We start from the raw sequence: 17,449 nt of genomic DNA on the forward strand, positions 1-17,449 counted from the left end.
CCGCGCACGCCGCCCCCCGGTCGGTCGTGCGCAAGCCGGAGTCACGCCTCCATTTATCAGGCCTTGACCACCTTGACCGGGCACTTCTTGAAGTCGGTCTCTTTCGAGATCGGGCAGGTCGCGTCCAAGATCAGCTTGTTCACCAGACGCCCTTCGTCAAAGAAGGGGATGAAGATGAGGCCGACCGGCGGCTTGTTGCGGCCACGCGTCTCGAGACGCGCCACCACTTCACCACGCTTGGAGACGATCTTCACCGCCATACCACGTTGCAGGCCGCGCTTCTGGGCATCGTCCGGGTGCATGAAGACCTGCGCGTCCGGCACCGAGCGGTGCAGCTCGGGCACGCGGCGCGTCATCGAACCGGTATGCCAGTGCTCCAGCACACGGCCCGTGCACATCCACATGTCGTACTCGGCATCCGGCATCTCGGGCGGATCCTGGTAGGGCAGCGCGAACACGATCGCCTTCTTGTCCGGATAGCCGTAGAAGCTCCAACCCTCGCCTGCCTCGACGTAGGGGTCATAGCCTTCGCGGTAGCGCCACAGGGTTTCCTTGCCCTCGACCACCGGCCAGCGGAAACCGCGGGAGCGGTGGTAGTCATCGAAGTCGGCCAGATCGTGCGCCTTGCCGCGGCCAAACTTCGCGTATTCCTCGAACAGCCCCTTCTGCAGGTAGAAGCCAAGCTCCTTGGACTCGTCGTTCATGTAGCCCGCCCAGGCGTGCTCATTGACCTTGGCGACGTCCTCGAGCGGATACTTGGTGACCTCAGAGTTCGCATACAGGATGTCGTACAGCGTCTTGCCGCGGTACTCGGGCTTTTTGGCCAGCAGTTCCTCGGGCCACACCTCCTCAACCTTGAAGCGCTTGGCAAACTGGATGTACTGCCACAGGTCGGACTTGGCCTGGCCAGGCGCGCTCACCTGCTGGCGCCAGAACTGGCTGCGACGCTCGGCATTGCCGAAAGCGCCCTCCTTCTCTGCCCACATCGCAGCCGGCAGGATCAGGTCGGCCGACAGCGCTGACACGGTCGGATAGACATCGGAGACGACAACGAAGGCTTCCGGGTTACGCCAGCCCGGATAGATCTCGTCATTGACGTTGGGCCCCGCCTGCATGTTGTTGGTGGTCGTGGTCCAGTAGCACTTGAGCGTGCCATCCTTGAGCGCACGACTCTGTGCCACGGCGTGCAGGCCAATCCAGTCGGGGATGGTGCCCTCAGGCAGTTGCCAGATCTTCTCGCTGTACTCGCGGTGCTTCGGATTGGTAACGACCATGTCCGCCGGCAGGCGATGGGCGAAGGTGCCGACCTCGCGCGCGGTACCGCAGGCGGAAGGCTGGCCGGTGAGCGAGAACGGGCTGTTGCCCGGCTCCGAGATCTTGCCCACCAGCAGGTGGACGTTGTAGATCATGTTGTTCACCCAGGTACCGCGGGTGTGCTGGTTGAAGCCCATGGTCCAGAACGAGGTGACCTTGCGATTCGGATCGGCATAGACCTCAGCCATGCGCTTGAGGTGGGCCTCGGGCACACCCGAGAGCTTGGAGGTCTTCTCCAGCGTGTACTCGGAGACGTAGGCGGCGAACTCCTCAAACGTCATGTCCTCGGCCTTGCCCGGGTTGCCCTTGGGCTTGCCGTCGGCGCCGGGATAGCCGTTGTTGGTCGCATTCACCTCGAGCGCATGGTTGCCGCGCAGGCCGTAGCCGATGTCGGTCTCACCGCGCTTGAACTTGACGTGCTTGGCGACGAAGTCCTTGTTCACCGCACCGGTCGAGATGATGTGATGGCAGATGTAGTTCAGCATCGCCAGGTCGGTCTGCGGCTTGAAGATCATCGGGTTGTCGGCGAGCTCGTAGGAGCGATGCTCGAAGGTCGACAGCACGTGCACCTCACACCCCGGATGGGTCAGACGACGGTCGGTGATGCGGCTCCACAGGATGGGGTGCATCTCGGCCATGTTCGCACCCCAAAGCACGAAGGCGTCGGCGTTCTCGATGTCGTCATAGCAGCCCATCGGCTCGTCCATGCCGAAGGTGCGCATGAAGCCTGCCACCGCCGAAGCCATGCAGTGGCGGGCGTTGGGGTCGATGTTGTTGGTGCGGAAACCGGCCTTGTGCAGCTTGGCAGCCGCATAGCCTTCCCAGATCGTCCACTGGCCGGAGCCGAACATGCCGATCGAGCGCGGGCCGTGCTCCTTGAGCGCGGCCTTCCACTTCTCGGCCATGATGTCGAAGGCTTGGTCCCAGCTGATCGGGGTGAACTCGCCGTTCTTGTCGTACTTGCCGCCACGCATGCGCAGCAGCGGCTGAGTCAGGCGGTCCTCGCCGTACATGATCTTGGACAGGAAGTAGCCCTTGATGCAGTTCAGGCCACGGTTGACCGGCGAGTCGGGGTCGCCCTGCGAGGCCACCACACGCCCGTTCTGCACACCCACCAGCACCGAGCAGCCGGTGCCACAGAAGCGGCAGGCAGCCTTGTCCCAGCGCACATTGGTACCTGCCGGCGCCACGCCCTGCGCCTGCGTGACCACGGGGATGCCGATACCGGCCGTAGCCGCGGCAGCCGCAACCGCATTGTTCTTGATGAATTCGCGTCGATTCATGCTCATTTCATGCCTCCGTTAATTCGAGACCATCATCGGTGTATTCATAGGCGATCGTCAGGCCCTGGACCTTCGGGGCAAGATTCACCGCAAGGATCGAGTCGGTGACCGACCAGCCCTCGCCGTCCTCGATCGTGACGACGATGCTGCCTTTTTCTTCCGAAGCGCCATGCAGCTCGACGCCGGGGATCTTGCGCAAGGCTTCCATCACCGTGGGGAAATCGGCGGGAAAAGCCCGCACGACCAGGCTTGCTATGTTCATTGTTCGCTCTCCATGGGCGTATCCAATCGTGATTCGATGGCGATCGCGCGCGTCGGGCAAGGGGCGAAGCAGGCGCCGCAGCCCGTACAAGTCTGTACATCGAGCTGGGGACGCGACACGCCGCCGAGTTGCGGGCGAAAGCGGATTGCACCGACCGGGCAGGACTCACCGCAAACCCGGCACTCGACCCCTGCGGCGGCGATACACGCATCGCCGATGCGCGCGGCGAGCGCCCACGGCAACTCATGCGCATCGGTGCGCAACAGCGCACGGGGCTCGCACCGCGTGACGCACTCGGTACAGAAGCTGCACTCGCCCTTGCTGAAATCGACGCTCGGGAAGCCACCCTCCCCACGCACGAGAATCAGCGTCGGGCAGGCCTCGACACACGCGTCGCAGCGGGTGCAGCGGGAGATGAAATCATCCTCTGCAAGCGCCCACGGGGGGCGCTGTGCGGGCGCAACCTTGCGCATGCGGCCCCGCAGGAAACCCCTGCGGGAGAGAGTGACTGATTCCACTTCGCTGACCTGACCTTTTTATCGATTCCATTGGATACCTCCTGGACCGCATGGATCATTGACTACAGTCAAGTTGCGAGCGTCTCTCAGTTACGTATGTGCTCCACCGCCCACACCGCGGCTTCCACCCGCGAACGCAAGTCGAGCTTGCGCAGGACGTGTTTGACATGGACCTTGACAGTCCCTTCGGTGATGTCCAGTTCGCGCCCGATCTGCTTGTTGGACAAACCTGCGGCGATCTTCTCGAGGATACGGGTCTCCTGCTCTGTCAGACCTGCCGCCCCCACCGATTGCGGGCGGGTCTCGCTGCGCAGCGCAGCCGCAAGCAGGTGATTGAGCTGAGGCGGAATGACCACCCTGCCAGCCGCGACATCGGCCAGCGCTGCCATCATCGCCTCAGGCTCCATATCCTTGAGCAGATAGCCGTCGACGCCCGCGCGCAACGCAGCGACGACATCCTCCCCGGCGTCCGAAACGGTGATCATGACGACCTTGCTTTCGATACGGGCGGTACGCAAGCCACGCAGCACTTCCAGGCCATTCATGCCACGCATGTTGAGATCGAGCAGGATCAGGTCAGGCTTGAGCTGGCGGGAAAGCGCGAGTCCCTCCTCCCCGTCCGCAGCCTCACCGGCAAGCACGAAACCGGGCACCATCTGCAGCAGCTGGCCCAATCCCTTGCGGAACAGAGGATGGTCGTCGACGATCAGGACGCGGTGGTGCTCATTCATGCGCGGCTCTCTCCGGCGTGGCTTGGCGCCTCTGCGGGCGCGGGGGAAACGACAGGCTCGGCAAGGCTGGCGGCCGCCTGGAAGCGCACCCGCAGACAGGTGCCGCCGTCGGCTTGGTCATCAAACGCAATACTGCCGCCAAGGCTGCTGGCACGCTCGCGCATGATCGCCATGCCATGATGGTTATGCGCATCGGCCGGCGGCATGCCGAGGCCGACGCCGTCATCCATGACAGTCAACTCCACCATCCCGTCGTCAGTACCGATCAGGCTGACCCGGGCCCTGCGAGCCTGGGCGTGACGCACCATGTTCGACAAGGCCTCGCGCGCGATCTGCAGCACATGCACTTCCTGGTTGGGACGCAGCGCACACTCCCCGAGCGCGACCTCCAGCTGCACCTCCACACCGCCGCGTGCACCGTACTCGCGCACGGCATCCGCGAGCAGGGTCTTCAGGTCGCCCGCAAGGCCGAGCCGGAACGAGACGAGCAGTTCGCGCAGCTGCCGGTAGGCCGCGTTGATGCCTTCACGCAGATCGGCCAGTATGGGCTCGGCTTCGGCACGCCGCTGCGGATCGGCAAGCACGCCCTGCAGGAGACTGACCTGGATCTTCATGTAGGACAGCGCCTGGGCAAGCGAGTCGTGAAGCTCGCGCGCAATCACCGAACGCTCCTCCTGCAGCGCCAGTAAGCGCTCCTGCTCGCTGCGCCGGCTCGCGCCGAGCGCCATGCCGATGTGGCGCGACAGCGCCTCCACCAGCTGACGCTGCCAGTCCTCGAGGCGGGCCCCATCGGGCAGCGAAAGGCGCAGCATGCCGTAGTGGTGCTCACGGTCGCGCAGCGGAAAGCGCAACAGGGCCGGGTGATGAAGCGCCAGCCCAACGCCATCGGATGCCGCCCGACAGGCGCCACAGGCATCCTCGCCACGCTCGTTGCGGTCGGGACAGCCCCCCATCGAGGAAGCGATCACACTCGCCGGCCCACCGTGACGCGGCTCGATGCAGACAAAGCTGCCCTCCAGGCCCGCCACCCGATCGATGTCGCGCAGGGTCGCCTCATACGCCTCGGTGGCCGTTGGCGTCTGGTACAGGCGGGCAATGGCGTGGTACAGCAGCTCCAGCGAGCGGTTGCTGCGCTGAAGTTCGGATGTCTTGTCGGCAACCCGCTGCTCCAGCGTGCGGTAGTGGCCGGCAAGCTCGTCTGCCATCAGATTGAAAGCCAGACCAACGCGGCCGAGTTCGTCCTGGCCGGTGTAGCTCACACGCACCCCGAAATCGCCGCCGGCGATACGCCGCGCCGCATCGAGCAGCCCACGCAAGGGCGTCAGCAGCGCGCGTTTGAGCAACAACAGCGCCACCACAACCACCAGCACGGTGAGCACAATCGCCCCTGCCAGGATCAGACGCAGGTCCTGGATGCGCTTCTCGGTATCGTGTTCGAGCACGGCGACCAGGGTATTGAGCTGGTCGACAAAGGCGTCGACCTCGGTCAGCAGGATCTCGACCTGCTCATTGGGCGGTGGTGGCGACTGGGCGCCAAGCGCCTCGATGCGCGGCTTGAGGCTCAAGTGCCAGGATGCGTGCACGCCGCGGTACGTGGCGGCAAACAACTCGCCGGGCGCACGCTCGACGAAGCGCAGCAGCGCAGGGTGCTCGAGATGGGTCTCGAAGTCCCTCACCGCCGCCTCGACCCGCTGCGATTCGGACCGCCCCGAGAGCGCGTCGACCGCGATCAGGTTGGCAAGGCGATGGGTGTAGCGGCGCAGGCTGCCGGCAACGTTGATCGCGCTCGCACTGCCGCGCGCACTCTCGACGACCAGCACCGAGGCGCTCATACCGGCAAGGGTGATCAGGGTGAGGGTGAGCATTGCCACCGATACCAGCAGCATGATCGAACGCCTTGCCAGCGGACGCAGGGTGGGAAAGTTCATCCTCAACCTCCGCTCAAGCAATCCCACGTCGGAAACGTGGACATACCCCTTTAACGCCAGGGTCAGGCAACTCGGAAGCACTCATTCTTGCCACCCTATTCAAATCATGCACTTACACGCTTGGCGCATACCTCTTTAGAGGTATGCGCCAAGCCACAGCGGGCGTCCGGCCCAGCGCTGGCGGGGCGTAAATCGGTGCACAAGTGTCTAGTGTACAGGTCTAGCGCCGGACACGGCGTCCGCAGGAGAACCGCATGAGCCGCAGCAAGCCCCCCGTCGTCGATACCAGCAGCCTACTGAGCCGCTTCAGCCCCTTCAACATGCTCGACGACGCGGAGCGCAACCGCCTCCAGGCCGGCGCGCGGCCCATCCACGCGGCGCGCGGCGAACTGCTCGTGCAACAGGATGACTGCCCGCGCGGTGTCTACCTCGTCCTCTCCGGTCGGGTGAAGTGCTTCGTGCTCTCACCCTCGGGCGGCGAGAAAATCGTCAGCCTGGCGGAATCAGGCTGTTTCTTCGGCGAGGATGCAGCAATGCTCAACCGCCCGCACATCGTCAACGCCCAGGCCATGACGGCAACCGAGCTGCTGCTGGTTCCGACCACCCTCCTGCGCGAAGCCATGGTGAGTTCGACCGCATTCTCGGTGTCGATGGCGATGCGCCTGGCGATGGCGAACTACGACCTGATGTCGACCATGCAGGTACAGTTGCAGATGAGCGGCACGCAGCGCGTCGCGCACTACCTCACCCGCCTCGCGCCCGACGATGCCGAGCACTGTGAGATCCGCCTCGACATCGACAAGCAGACCATTGCGGCACAGCTCAACCTGACGCCCGAAACCCTGTCGCGCATCCTTTCGCAACTGACCCGCGACGGCATGATCCAGCCGCGCGGCCGGCGTGGCATGGTGTTGAACCGGGTCTCGGAACTGCGCAGCTGCGCAGCACACTGAGCGCACTGCACACACAGGCCCTCGACCAGGCCTTACTCGGCGCCTGTTGCGCCCAGGCCGCCCACCGGCTGCACACCGGCAAGATGAACCGGCACAGCGAGCCAGCGTGTGAGGATGCGCGCGACATCGGCATCGAACGCACGTGCGATGCTCGCCGCCATGGCCGCCAACGAGGCCGCGTCCGGCACGCTGCCCAGGTGGCACCAGCGGTCGAAAAGATGGAACATCTCGCGCCCGCTGTGCGCATTGCTTTCCCGCACGAACACTGCGCCTGACCACGGCCACGGCTTCGGGCCCAGAGCCGACAGAGCAGCGGCGAGGCGCCCATCATGCTCGTCAATCGACTCACGTCGCGCGCAGACGCCTGCACAACGGCGCCCTTGGTAAGCCGTGCACGGACCGCTCCCACCCTCCAGCCCCAGCCGGCGCGGACACAGGCGATACAGCATCGCCAGTTCGCGCAGCAGGTTGTCCACCTCGCGCGCGTTGCGAAACACGCCATGCAGGCCCGTCCATTGCGCCGGATCAGTGCCAGCCACGGGCACGCGTTCATAGATCGGTGCCCGCCGGCGCCCCGTCAGCAGGCGCAAGGCAAAGACCGTGTCCGCCGGCTCCTGAGGTCGGTTGTAGGGTGGGCCAAAGCGGCGCAGTAGCGCCAGCTCCTGCAGTGAGGTGTCGAGCTCGCCCGCGGTCTCGACCCACTCCACCCGGCGCACCCGTGCTGCCAGCTCGGCGTCGCGCCCCTTGCGGGCCTGCGCGGCAAAGTGCTCACGTACCCGCGCACGCAGGCTTTGCGCGCGACCGACGTATAGCGGTCGAGTGTCGCGCGCACCAGCGGGCGGCTCGGGGGTATCGTGAAAAAGGTATAGCCCGGGCACGTCCGGCACCGCCTCGAGCAGGCCCTCGGGCAGGCCGGGGGCCTGGGCCGCCGCCTTCATCGCACGCTCGACGGCGCGCTCGAGCACCTCGGGAGCAAATGCGGCCCGGGCCTGGCACACGAACTGCCAGAGCGCCTGCACGTCGCCCATGGCGCGGTGACGGGCGTCACAGACAAGTTGATGGCGCTCTATCAGTGCATCGAGGCCGTGCCGATGATGCTCGGGGTAGAGCGCGCGCGACAGCTTGACCGTACACAGCACCGGCGCATCGAAACGGCGTCCGATGCGGTCGAAGGCACTCTTGATGAAACCGAAGTCGAAGCGGGCGTTGTGGGCGACGAAGACGCAGTCGGCAAGCAGGGCTTCGACCGTGTCCGCGAGCGCTTCGAAGCTCGGCGCGTCGGCAACCATCTCATCGGAGATGCCGGTCACCTCGCGGATCAGCGGCGGAATCGGCTGACCGGGACAGACCAGGCTTTCCCAGCTTGCGACGACCTGCCCGTCCTCGATCCGCAGGATGGCGATCTCGGTGATGCGGTCGCGCACCGGATGGGCGCCGGTGCTCTCGACATCAATGAAGGCGAGGCGACGCGGCAGGCTCATGCGCGCGCGCCGCCTTCGCGCCGCCCTTGCGGCAAGGTGTTCAGGGCGTTACGGCTCAGTGGTTGCTGTCGTAGTAGTAGGGCTTGACCGGCACCTTGGCCTGCTCGAGCGCGCCCTGCGCACGGACGTCCTGCGGCTTGTCCCACCACAGCGCGCGGCCCTTCTGCTGTTCTGCCGCCTGCTCGGGATGCTGCGCAAGCCATTCGCGCATGAACTTGGTGTGATCGGATTCGTACATTGCCATGTCGGGTCCCGGCTGGATGCAATGAGGGTTGTCAGTCGCGCCTGCAGCGGCCATGGCCGCAGCGCAAGCAAAGACACAAGGCCGGTATTCTAGCAGCGCGGCGGCCGTTCAGCTCGCCCGCCCGTCGCCCTTGGCCCGGCCAATGCGCACCACTTCCTGCACCCTGCGTACCCCGCGCATGACGCGCGCCAGGTGCATGCGGTCGCGCACCTGGACGGTGAAATTGAGCGCGGTGTAGTCGCCCTGCCCGCTTTCCATGCTGACGCTCTGGATATTGCAGTCTTCCTCGGCGATCGCATTGGCGACACGGGCAAGCACGCCGCGAGCATTGCGCGTGAGCACGCGGATGCCGACATCGAACAGGCGATCATCGACAACGTGCTCCCACTCCACATCGACCCAGCGCCCGCGGTCACCACGCAGCTTGCCCATCACTGCGCAGTCGTGCGTATGCACTTCGAGTCCCTGGCCCTTGCGCAAGGTACCGATGATCGGATCACCCGGAATCGGGTGGCAGCACCGCGCCAACTGGACCGCAACGCCCTCGGAGCCGCGGATGGTGATGGCGCCTGCCGGCTTGGGCTTGACCACGTCCGGGCGACCGGATTCGAGGTCCTGGGCCTCTGCCAGACGCCGCGCCACGATGATCGGCAAGCGCTTGCCCAGACCGAGATCGGAGAAGATGTCCTTCTTGCTGCGCACACCGCGGTCACGCAGGAAGCGGTCCCAGGCAAACGTGGAGATCTGCCCCAGGGTGAGCCCGTGCGGTCGCAAAGCCTGGTTGAGCAGGCGCTCGCCGAGTGCGACCGACTCGTCGAGCTGGGCGTTCTTGAGGAAGTGGCGGATCTGCGAGCGCGCCTTGCCGGTGCGGGCGTAGGACAACCAGGCGGGGTTGGGGTTGGCATGCGCGGCGGTGATGATCTCGACCTGGTCGCCGTTCTTGAGCTCGCTGCGCAGGGGCATCAGGTCGCCATTGATGCGGCAGGCCACGCAGCGGTTGCCAACGTCCGTATGCACCGCATAGGCGAAATCGACCGGCGTCGAGCCCTTGGGCATGGAGAAGATCTTGCCCTTGGGCGAGAACACGTAGACCTCACCAGGGAAAAGGTCGATCTTGACGTGCTCGAGGAACTCGGTGGCCTCGCCCGAGGTGGACTGGAGCTCGAGCAGGGACTGCAGCCATGAGTGCGTCTTCTGCTGGAGTTCGGAGAGCGTGCGCTCGTCCTCCTTGTACAGCCAGTGGGAGGCCACGCCGGTCTCGGCGATGTGGTGCATCTCGCGGGTGCGGATCTGCACCTCGACCGGCATGCCGAAAGGGCCGATCAGCGTCGTGTGCAGGCTCTGGTAGCCATTGGCCTTGGGAATCGCCAGATAGTCCTTGAACTTGCCCGGCACCGGCTTGTACATCGAGTGCAGTGCGCCCAGCGCGAGGTAACAACTCGGTACGTCGCGCACGATGACGCGAAAGCCATAGATGTCGAGCACCTGCGAGAAGGACAGGTGCTTTTCCACCATCTTGCGGTAGATGCCGTAGAGATGCTTCTCGCGCCCCTGCACCTCTGCGCCGATGCCCCACTGCGGCAAGCGCTCCTCGATACTGGCGAGGATCTTGCCCACGACCTCGCGGCGGTTGCCACGCGCCGAGCGGATCGCCTTGGCAAGCACCTCGTAGCGCAGCGGATGCTTGTTGCGGAAGGACAGTTCCTGCAGCTCGCGATAGAGGTCGTTGAGGCCGAGCCGGTTGGCGATCGGCGCGTAGATCTCGAGCGTTTCGTTGGCGATGCGGCGGCGCTTGGCCGGACGCATGTGGTCCAGCGTGCGCATGTTGTGCAGGCGGTCGGCGAGCTTGATGAGGATGACGCGCAAGTCGCTCGCCATCGCCAGCAGCATCTTGCGGAAGTTCTCGGCCTGCGCCTCTTCCTGCGAGCGGAACTCGATCTTGTCGAGCTTGGACAGGCCATCGACCAGCTCGGCGGACACCTTGCCGAAGCGCTCGGTCAGCTCCGCCTTCGTGATGTGGGTGTCCTCCATCACATCATGGAGGAGCGCGGCGATCAGCGCCTGGGCGTCAAGATGCCAGTCGGCGACGAGCGAACAGACGGCAACCGGGTGGCTGACATAGGGCTCGCCACTGACGCGGAACTGCCCGGCATGGGCATCGGCCGAGAAATGGTAAGCCGCCTCAACCCGGCCGACGTCCTCGGGCTTGAGGTAGGTCTCGATCTTGGCCTTGAGTTGCTGGAAGTCGAGCGACAGCACGCTCGACACCGGCGGACGAAAGATCGGGCCGGGGGATTGCGCGGGCTGAGGGGGCGCGCCTACATGATTGGCTTGCATGCTTCACCCCCTGGCCCCGGGCTCAGGCCTGGCCGCGGTTGAGCATCTCGAGCCCGACCTTGCCCGCCGCCACTTCGCGCAGGGCGATCACGGTGGGCTTGTCGTTGTCACCCGGCTCGAGTTCGATCTGGGGCGTGCTGCCGATGGTGAGCTGGCGGGCACGATAGGTCGCAGCCAGGGTGAGCTGGAAGCGATTGGGGATGCGTTTCAGGCAATCTTCGACGGTGATGCGGGCCATGTTCAATCCTGTTCGAGAAAGGCGAAATATTCGGGATGCCGCAGGTGCTGATTGCCGCAGCGCAGGCGCGCTGCACGCACGACGGCGACGAGATCATCCAGCGCGGCACCGATTTCGTCGTTGATTATAACGTAGTCGAATTCGGCGACATGGCGCATTTCCCCGCGCGCACCCAGCAAGCGCCGGCTGATCACGTCGGGACTGTCGGTGCCGCGACCGACGAGACGCGCCTCGAGCGCCTCCATCGACGGCGGCAGGATGAAGACCCCGACCGCATCCGGGAAGTGCTTGCGCACCTGCTGCGCCCCCTGCCAGTCGATCTCGAGCAAGGTGTCGCGCCCAGCCTCGATCTGCTCCTTCAACCAGACCTTGGAAGTAGCGTAATAGTTGCCATGCACCTCGGCCCACTCGAGAAACTCGCCGCGATCGCGCAGGGCACGGAAGGTTGCCACATCGACGAAATGGTACTCGCGCCCATCCTGCTCGCCCGGGCGCGGGTCGCGCGTGGTGTAGGAGATCGACAGCTGCACGCGTGCATCGCGTTGCAGCAGGCCGCGCACCAGGGTGGTCTTGCCCGCGCCCGATGGCGCGGTGACGATGAAGAGGGTTCCGGGCATGCGAGGCGCTCCTTATTCGATGTTCTGCACTTGCTCGCGCATCTGCTCGATCAGCACCTTCATCTCCATGGCGATGGCGGTGATGTCGGTGGCGGGCGACTTGGAGGCCAGGGTGTTGGCCTCTCGGTTGAGCTCCTGCATCAGGAAATCCAGGCGCTTGCCCGCAGCCCCGCCGGCCTTGAGGATGCGCTCGACCTCGTCGAGGTGGGTGACGAGCCGGGTGAGCTCCTCGGCCACGTCGATGCGCTGCGCGTAGAGCGCCACCTCCTGGCGGATGCGGTCCTCGTCAAGGCTGGCCACTGCGTCGCGCAGCTTGGTCGTGAGGCGCTCCTGGTATTCGGCAACAACGGCCGGCATGCGCGGGGTGGCGATGGTGACCAGCTCGCGCATGCGCACGACGCGCTCGCGGATCATGTCGGCAAGCTTGTCGCCTTCACGACGGCGGGTGGCGACGAGTTCGTCGAGCGCGGCGTTGGTGAGCTCGACGATCGCCGGCAGCATCTCGTCGAAGCCGAGGCCGTCGTCAGCCAGCATGCCGGGCCAGCGCAGCAGCTCATTGACCGACAGCGGCGCGGCATCGGCAAAGCGCGCACGCAGCCCGGCCTGGGCGTCGGCGAGCTGATCGAGCAGTGCGGTGTTGAGCGCCAGGCTGCGCGCACCGCCATGGCCGGCCTGCAGGTTGAGCCGGCATTCGACCTTGCCACGGCCCAGGCGGGCGCTCAGGCGTTCGCGAATGGCGGGTTCGGCCGCACGCAGGTCATCGACGATACGAAAGCCGAGGTCGAGATAGCGCGAATTGACGCTGCGCAGTTCGAGGTGCAGACAAACGCTGCCCAGGTCTCGCGTCTGTACCGCGAAACCCGTCATGCTGTGGATCATGTGGAGTCTCCGGGAACCCGGCGCGATCGATTACACTGCGGGTCCCACTCAGGAATGAAGCTGCAAAGAGCTGATTCTAGCGCCCACGAAGATGCCCTCTCAAGCCAACTTCGCGCTGCCACAGGGCTTTCAGCTCGACCAGTACCGTATCGAGCGGCAATTGTCGCTGGGCGGCTTCTCCATCGTGTACCTCGCTCATGACGAGGCCGGCATCCCGGTGGCGATCAAGGAGTACCTGCCCAATTCGCTCGCGCTGCGCAAGGAGGGCGAGATCGAACCGCAGGTCCCGGACGAGCACCGCGCCGCTTTCCGCTACGGCATGAAGTGCTTCTTCGAGGAAGGCCGCGCGCTCGCCAAGCTGATGCACCCCAACGTGGTGCGCGTGCTCAACTTCTTCCGCGCCAACGGCACGGTGTACATGGTGATGCAATTCGAGCGCGGCCGCACGTTGCACGACTACATCCAGCGCCACCGCGGCGAGCTCAAGGAGCTGTTCATCCGCGCGGTGTTCGCCCGCATGCTCAACGGCCTGCGCGAAGTGCACGCCCACAAGCTGCTCCACCTCGACATCAAGCCGGCCAACATCTACTTGCGTGCCGACGGCACGCCCGTGCTGCTCGATTTCGGCGCGGCACGCCAGACCTTGATGGTGGGCCAACCGGTGCTCAAGCCGATGTACACGCCAGGCTATGCCGCACCGGAACAGTATGACAAGCGCGATCAGCTCGGCCCATGGACAGACATCTACAGCGTCGGCGCCAGCCTGTATGCCAGCGTCACCGGCAAGGCGCCGCCGCGTGCCGATGAACGCAGCACCAAGGACACCCTGCAGCCGGTCGCGAAGACCCATGCCGAACACTACGCGCCACAATTGCTCGAACTCGTGGACTGGTGCCTCAAGCTCGACCCGCTGGCCCGGCCGCAGAGCGTGTACAGCCTGCAGAAGGCGCTGATCCATCGCGACACCGGGGCACAACCGTCCGCACGCTGGTTCTCCGACCTCGGCGGCAGGCTGAAGTCCTTCATCGGACGCAACTGAAGAGACTGCCCATGCGTTTCACGATCTACCAGGAAAGCCGCACCGGCAAGCGCAACGACAACCAGGACCGCATTGCGCACTGCTATTCGCGCGATGCCCTGCTCATGCTCGTCGCCGACGGCATGGGCGGCCACCTGCATGGCGAACTGGCCGCGCACATCGCCGCCCGCCACGTGGTCCAGGCGTTCCAGCGCGAGGCGCGCCCCGCCCTGCCCGACCCTGGCCTGTTCCTGTCGCGCGCACTCGCCGGTGCCCATCACGCCATCCTCGACGATGCGCTCGACCGCGCGCTGCCCGAGGCGCCGCGCACGACCATCGTCGCCTGCGTCATCCAGGACGGCGCCGCGCACTGGGCGCATGCCGGCGACTCGCGCCTGTACCTGCTGCGTCGCGGCCATGTGGTGACGCGCACGCGCGACCATTCGCGCACGCAACTGCTGGTCGATCAGGGTATCCTCACGCCCGCCGAGGCCGACAGCCACCCCGCTCGCAATCGACTCTACTCCTGCCTGGGAGGCAGCCACGCGCCGCAGATCGAGCATTCCGCCCGGACACCGCTGCGCGACGGCGACATCATCGCCCTGTGCAGCGACGGCGTGTGGGGCCCGGCGGGCGACGATGCGCTCGTCAGCGGACTCACCGGCGGCCCACTCAGCCGCTGCGTGCCCCAGCTCCTCAAGCAGGCAGAACTCGCTGCCGGCAGCAGTGCCGACAACCTGTCCATCGTCGCCATGTGCTGGCATGCCGACAACGCCAGTCAGGCAACGATGGCCGACGCGATCTCCACCCGGACGATGGCGCTCGACGACAACACCACCCGTCTCGACACCTCGAGCATGGGTGCGGACGCCTCCGGCGAGCTGGACAACGACGACGAGATCGAACGCGCGATCCGCGAGATCAACGACACCATCAAGAAACTCGACAAGCGATAGGAACCTCCATGCGACCCAGCAACCGCCAACCTGCCGAACTGCGCCCCGTGCGCCTCACCCGCGGCTTCACCCGCCACGCCGAAGGTTCGGTGCTGGTCGAGTTCGGCGACACCCGCGTGCTGTGCACGGCCAGCGTGGACGACAGCGTTCCCGGCTTCCTGCGCGGCAAGGGCCAGGGCTGGCTCACCGCCGAGTACGGCATGTTGCCGCGCGCCACCCATACCCGCAGCGCGCGCGAAGCCGCCAAGGGCAAGCAAAGTGGCCGCACCCAGGAAATCCAGCGCCTGATCGGGCGCAGCCTGCGCGCCGTGGTCGACCTCACCGCCCTGGGCGAACGCCAGGTCGTGATCGACTGCGACGTGCTGCAGGCCGACGGCGGCACCCGCACCGCCGCCATCACCGGCGCCTGCGTCGCCGTGCATGACGCGCTCGTCGGCCTGGTTGCCGCCGGCAAGCTCGCCCGCAACCCGATGCGCGAGCTCGTCGCCGCCGTCTCGGTGGGCATCCACCTGGGCGTCCCGGTGCTCGACCTCGATTACGCCGAGGACTCCGACTGCGACACCGACATGAACGTGGTGATGACCGAAGGCGGTGGCCTGATCGAGGTGCAGGGCACCGCCGAAGGCGCAGCCTTCTCGCGCGCCGAACTCAACGCCCTGCTCGACCTCGCCGAACTCGGCGGCCGCCGCCTGTTCGAACTGCAACGCAATGCCATTCATGGAGCCTGAAGCATGAGCAAGCGACTCGTCCTCGCCAGCAACAACGTCAAGAAGGCCGCCGAAATGCAGGCCCTGCTCGCCCCGCTGGGGATCGAGGTGGTGCCGCAGTCGGTGTTCGGCGTCAGCGAAGCCGAGGAGCCCCACCCCACCTTCGTCGAGAATGCACTCGCCAAGGCCCGTCACGCGGCAGCGGCCACCGGCCTGCCGGCGGTCGCCGACGACTCCGGCCTGTGCGTGGAAGCGCTAGGCGGCGCACCGGGCGTGATCTCCGCGCGCTTTGCCGGCGAGCCCAAGTCGGATGCACGCAACAACGCCCTGCTGCTGGAAAAGCTCGCGCACCTCACCGAGCCCGCCCAGCGCGCAGCCTACTTCTACTCCACCGTGGTCCTGGTGCGTCACGCGGAGGACCCGCGCCCGCTGATCGCCGACGGCGAATGGCACGGCCAGATCCTCACCGCCGAGCGCGGCGCGGGCGGTTTCGGCTACGACCCGCTGTTCTGGCTGCCCGACCTCGAACAGACCGCCGCCGAGCTCGAACCTGCGCTCAAGAACACCCTCAGCCACCGCGGCGCCGCCATGCGCCACCTGCTCGACCGCCTCAAGTACTACCCGCTGTGAGCAGCCGCCGCATCATCCCGCTGAGCCCGGTCACCCCCCCGGCGAAGCCCCTGCCGCTACCCGAGCGTCCACAGCTCGAGGCACCTCCGCCGCTGTCGCTGTACGTGCATTTTCCCTGGTGCGTGAGGAAGTGCCCCTACTGCGACTTCAACTCGCACGCCCCGCGCGAGGGCGGCATCCCGGAGCAGGCCTGGCTCGATGCGGTACTCGCCGACCTCCAGCACGCACTGCCCCAGGTCTGGGGGCGGCGGGTACATAGCGTCTTCATCGGTGGCGGCACGCCCAGCCTGATGTCGGCGGCCACGCTCGACGGCCTGCTCACCGGCATCCGCATGCTCCTGCCGCTCGACCCGCTCGCCGAGGTCACGCTCGAAGCCAACCCGGGCACGGTGGAAGCCGGGCGCTTCCGCGACTACCGCGCTGCCGGCGTCAATCGAATCTCGCTCGGCATCCAGAGCTTCGACGACGCCATGCTGGCGAAGATCGGCCGCATCCACGGCGGCGATGAGGCGCGACGCGCGATCGACGCTGCGCGCACGCACTTCGAGCGCGTCAATCTCGACCTCATGTACGCCCTGCCAGGCCAGACCCTGGACATGGCGCTCGCTGACCTGGACACCGCAATCGGCTTCGGCGTGCAGCACCTGTCCTGCTACCACCTCACCCTCGAACCCAACACCCCCTTCGCCCACAACCCGCCGGCGCTGCCCGACGACGACACCGCCGCCGACATGCAGGAGGCGATCGAATCCCGCCTCGCCGCGACCGGCTTCGCCCACTACGAGACCTCCGCCTTCGCCCGTCCGCACGAGCAGAGCCGTCACAACCTCAACTACTGGACCTTCGGCGACTACCTCGGCATCGGCCCCGGCGCCCACGGCAAGCTCTCCAGCCACGAAGGCATCCGCCGCGAGATGCGCCACAAGCACCCGGGGCGCTACCTCGAAGGCGCGGCACGCAACGACTTCATCCAGGAGGCGCGCGAGGTGTCGGTAGCCGAGCTGCCCTTCGAGTTCATGATGAACGCGCTGCGCCTCACCGAGGGTGTGCCGGCCAAGCTGTTCGCCGCACGCACCGGGGTGCCGATCGAGACGATCACCGACGAGCTGGCGCAGGCGCGCGAGCGCGGGCTGCTGGAGATGGCAGAGGGGCACTTGCGGCCGACGCTGCAGGGGCGGCGGTTCCTGAACGAGTTGCTGCAGGTGTTCTTGCGGGATTGAGGGTGCAAGCCCTCACGACCATGAGGCTGAAGCGCGGCCGCCTCGCTGAGCCAGTGGTCGAGGCTCACCAGTCTTGCCCTGATGCAGCGCCGGATACGGCTGCAAGCGCATTCCGATAGAATCCGGTCCACGC

17 protein-coding genes are annotated in these 17,449 nt (G+C 66.2%); 6 read left to right on the forward strand and 11 right to left on the reverse strand.

Going from position 1 to position 17,449, the window contains the following annotated elements; all coding sequences use genetic code 11:
• Positions 1-56 precede the first annotated feature (56 nt).
• The 5 genes from napA to LQF09_RS19335 all read right to left on the reverse strand — a co-directional run bounded on the left by napA (position 57) and on the right by LQF09_RS19335 (position 6,036).
• Positions 57-2,603: a nitrate reductase catalytic subunit NapA gene (napA, locus tag LQF09_RS19315; protein ID WP_270068784.1), complete on the reverse strand. Its 2,547-nt coding sequence runs from the start codon at positions 2,601-2,603 to the stop codon at positions 57-59.
• 1 nt (position 2,604) lies between these two features.
• A complete protein-coding gene (locus LQF09_RS19320; protein ID WP_002926070.1) occupies positions 2,605-2,859 on the reverse strand; it encodes a chaperone NapD in 255 nt (84 codons plus the stop codon).
• Entirely contained in the window at positions 2,856-3,332 is a 477-nt protein-coding gene (napF, locus tag LQF09_RS19325; RefSeq protein ID WP_002926071.1) for a ferredoxin-type protein NapF, read from the reverse strand. Before napF ends, LQF09_RS19320 begins: the two co-directional genes overlap by 4 nt.
• A 131-nt stretch (positions 3,333-3,463) precedes the next feature.
• The gene (gene narL / locus LQF09_RS19330; RefSeq protein WP_002926072.1) at positions 3,464-4,108 is read right to left on the reverse strand and encodes a two-component system response regulator NarL; all 645 of its coding nucleotides are present in this window, start codon (positions 4,106-4,108) and stop codon (positions 3,464-3,466) included.
• Positions 4,105-6,036, reverse strand: a complete 1,932-nt coding sequence (locus LQF09_RS19335) for a histidine kinase (RefSeq protein WP_270068785.1) — start codon at positions 6,034-6,036, stop codon at positions 4,105-4,107. The genes narL and LQF09_RS19335 overlap by 4 nt, the downstream gene beginning before the upstream one ends.
• A gap of 254 nt (positions 6,037-6,290) precedes the next feature.
• Between LQF09_RS19335 and LQF09_RS19340 the strand changes: the two genes are divergently transcribed.
• On the forward strand, positions 6,291-6,989 hold the full coding sequence (locus tag LQF09_RS19340; protein WP_270068786.1) for a Crp/Fnr family transcriptional regulator: 699 nt from the start codon (positions 6,291-6,293) through the stop codon (positions 6,987-6,989).
• A gap of 32 nt (positions 6,990-7,021) precedes the next feature.
• On the opposite strand, the gene LQF09_RS19345 is transcribed toward LQF09_RS19340, so the two are convergent.
• The 6 genes from LQF09_RS19345 to LQF09_RS19370 form a co-directional block, all read right to left on the reverse strand.
• Complete coding sequence (locus LQF09_RS19345; protein ID WP_270068787.1) at positions 7,022-8,470, reverse strand: exonuclease domain-containing protein; 1,449 nt, start codon at positions 8,468-8,470, stop codon at positions 7,022-7,024.
• A 55-nt stretch (positions 8,471-8,525) separates the two neighbouring features.
• The gene (locus LQF09_RS19350) at positions 8,526-8,714 is read right to left on the reverse strand and encodes a DUF3460 family protein (RefSeq protein ID WP_002926078.1); all 189 of its coding nucleotides are present in this window, start codon (positions 8,712-8,714) and stop codon (positions 8,526-8,528) included.
• 108 nt (positions 8,715-8,822) lie between these two features.
• Positions 8,823-11,051, reverse strand: coding sequence for a RelA/SpoT family protein (locus LQF09_RS19355; RefSeq protein WP_002926080.1), 2,229 nt, complete (start codon positions 11,049-11,051; stop codon positions 8,823-8,825).
• Between the two features lie 22 nt (positions 11,052-11,073).
• Positions 11,074-11,289, reverse strand: a complete 216-nt coding sequence (gene rpoZ, locus LQF09_RS19360) for a DNA-directed RNA polymerase subunit omega (protein ID WP_002926082.1) — start codon at positions 11,287-11,289, stop codon at positions 11,074-11,076.
• A 2-nt stretch (positions 11,290-11,291) separates the two neighbouring features.
• Positions 11,292-11,906 (reverse strand): guanylate kinase, encoded by a 615-nt coding sequence (gene gmk / locus LQF09_RS19365; protein WP_002926084.1) that lies wholly within the window; start codon positions 11,904-11,906, stop codon positions 11,292-11,294.
• A gap of 12 nt (positions 11,907-11,918) precedes the next feature.
• On the reverse strand, positions 11,919-12,785 hold the full coding sequence (locus tag LQF09_RS19370) for a YicC/YloC family endoribonuclease (protein ID WP_002926087.1): 867 nt from the start codon (positions 12,783-12,785) through the stop codon (positions 11,919-11,921).
• Positions 12,786-12,876: 91 nt separating this feature from the next.
• Here LQF09_RS19370 and LQF09_RS19375 point away from each other — a divergent pair, with 91 nt between their 5' ends.
• From LQF09_RS19375 to hemW, 5 genes are read left to right on the forward strand one after another with little or no spacing between them, the layout of a single operon-like run.
• Positions 12,877-13,824, forward strand: coding sequence for a serine/threonine-protein kinase (locus tag LQF09_RS19375; protein WP_270068788.1), 948 nt, complete (start codon positions 12,877-12,879; stop codon positions 13,822-13,824).
• A gap of 11 nt (positions 13,825-13,835) precedes the next feature.
• Complete coding sequence (locus LQF09_RS19380) at positions 13,836-14,759, forward strand: PP2C family protein-serine/threonine phosphatase (protein ID WP_270068789.1); 924 nt, start codon at positions 13,836-13,838, stop codon at positions 14,757-14,759.
• Positions 14,760-14,767: 8 nt separating this feature from the next.
• Positions 14,768-15,487 (forward strand): ribonuclease PH, encoded by a 720-nt coding sequence (gene rph / locus LQF09_RS19385; protein WP_270068790.1) that lies wholly within the window; start codon positions 14,768-14,770, stop codon positions 15,485-15,487.
• A gap of 3 nt (positions 15,488-15,490) precedes the next feature.
• The gene (gene rdgB / locus LQF09_RS19390) at positions 15,491-16,096 is read left to right on the forward strand and encodes an RdgB/HAM1 family non-canonical purine NTP pyrophosphatase (RefSeq protein ID WP_270068791.1); all 606 of its coding nucleotides are present in this window, start codon (positions 15,491-15,493) and stop codon (positions 16,094-16,096) included.
• Positions 16,093-17,316, forward strand: coding sequence for a radical SAM family heme chaperone HemW (hemW, locus tag LQF09_RS19395; RefSeq protein ID WP_270068792.1), 1,224 nt, complete (start codon positions 16,093-16,095; stop codon positions 17,314-17,316). Before rdgB ends, hemW begins: the two co-directional genes overlap by 4 nt.
• Positions 17,317-17,449 lie beyond the last annotated feature (133 nt).

This window comes from Thauera sp. WB-2 (assembly GCF_027594845.1).
In the GTDB taxonomy this organism is placed as follows: domain Bacteria; phylum Pseudomonadota; class Gammaproteobacteria; order Burkholderiales; family Rhodocyclaceae; genus Thauera; species Thauera mechernichensis.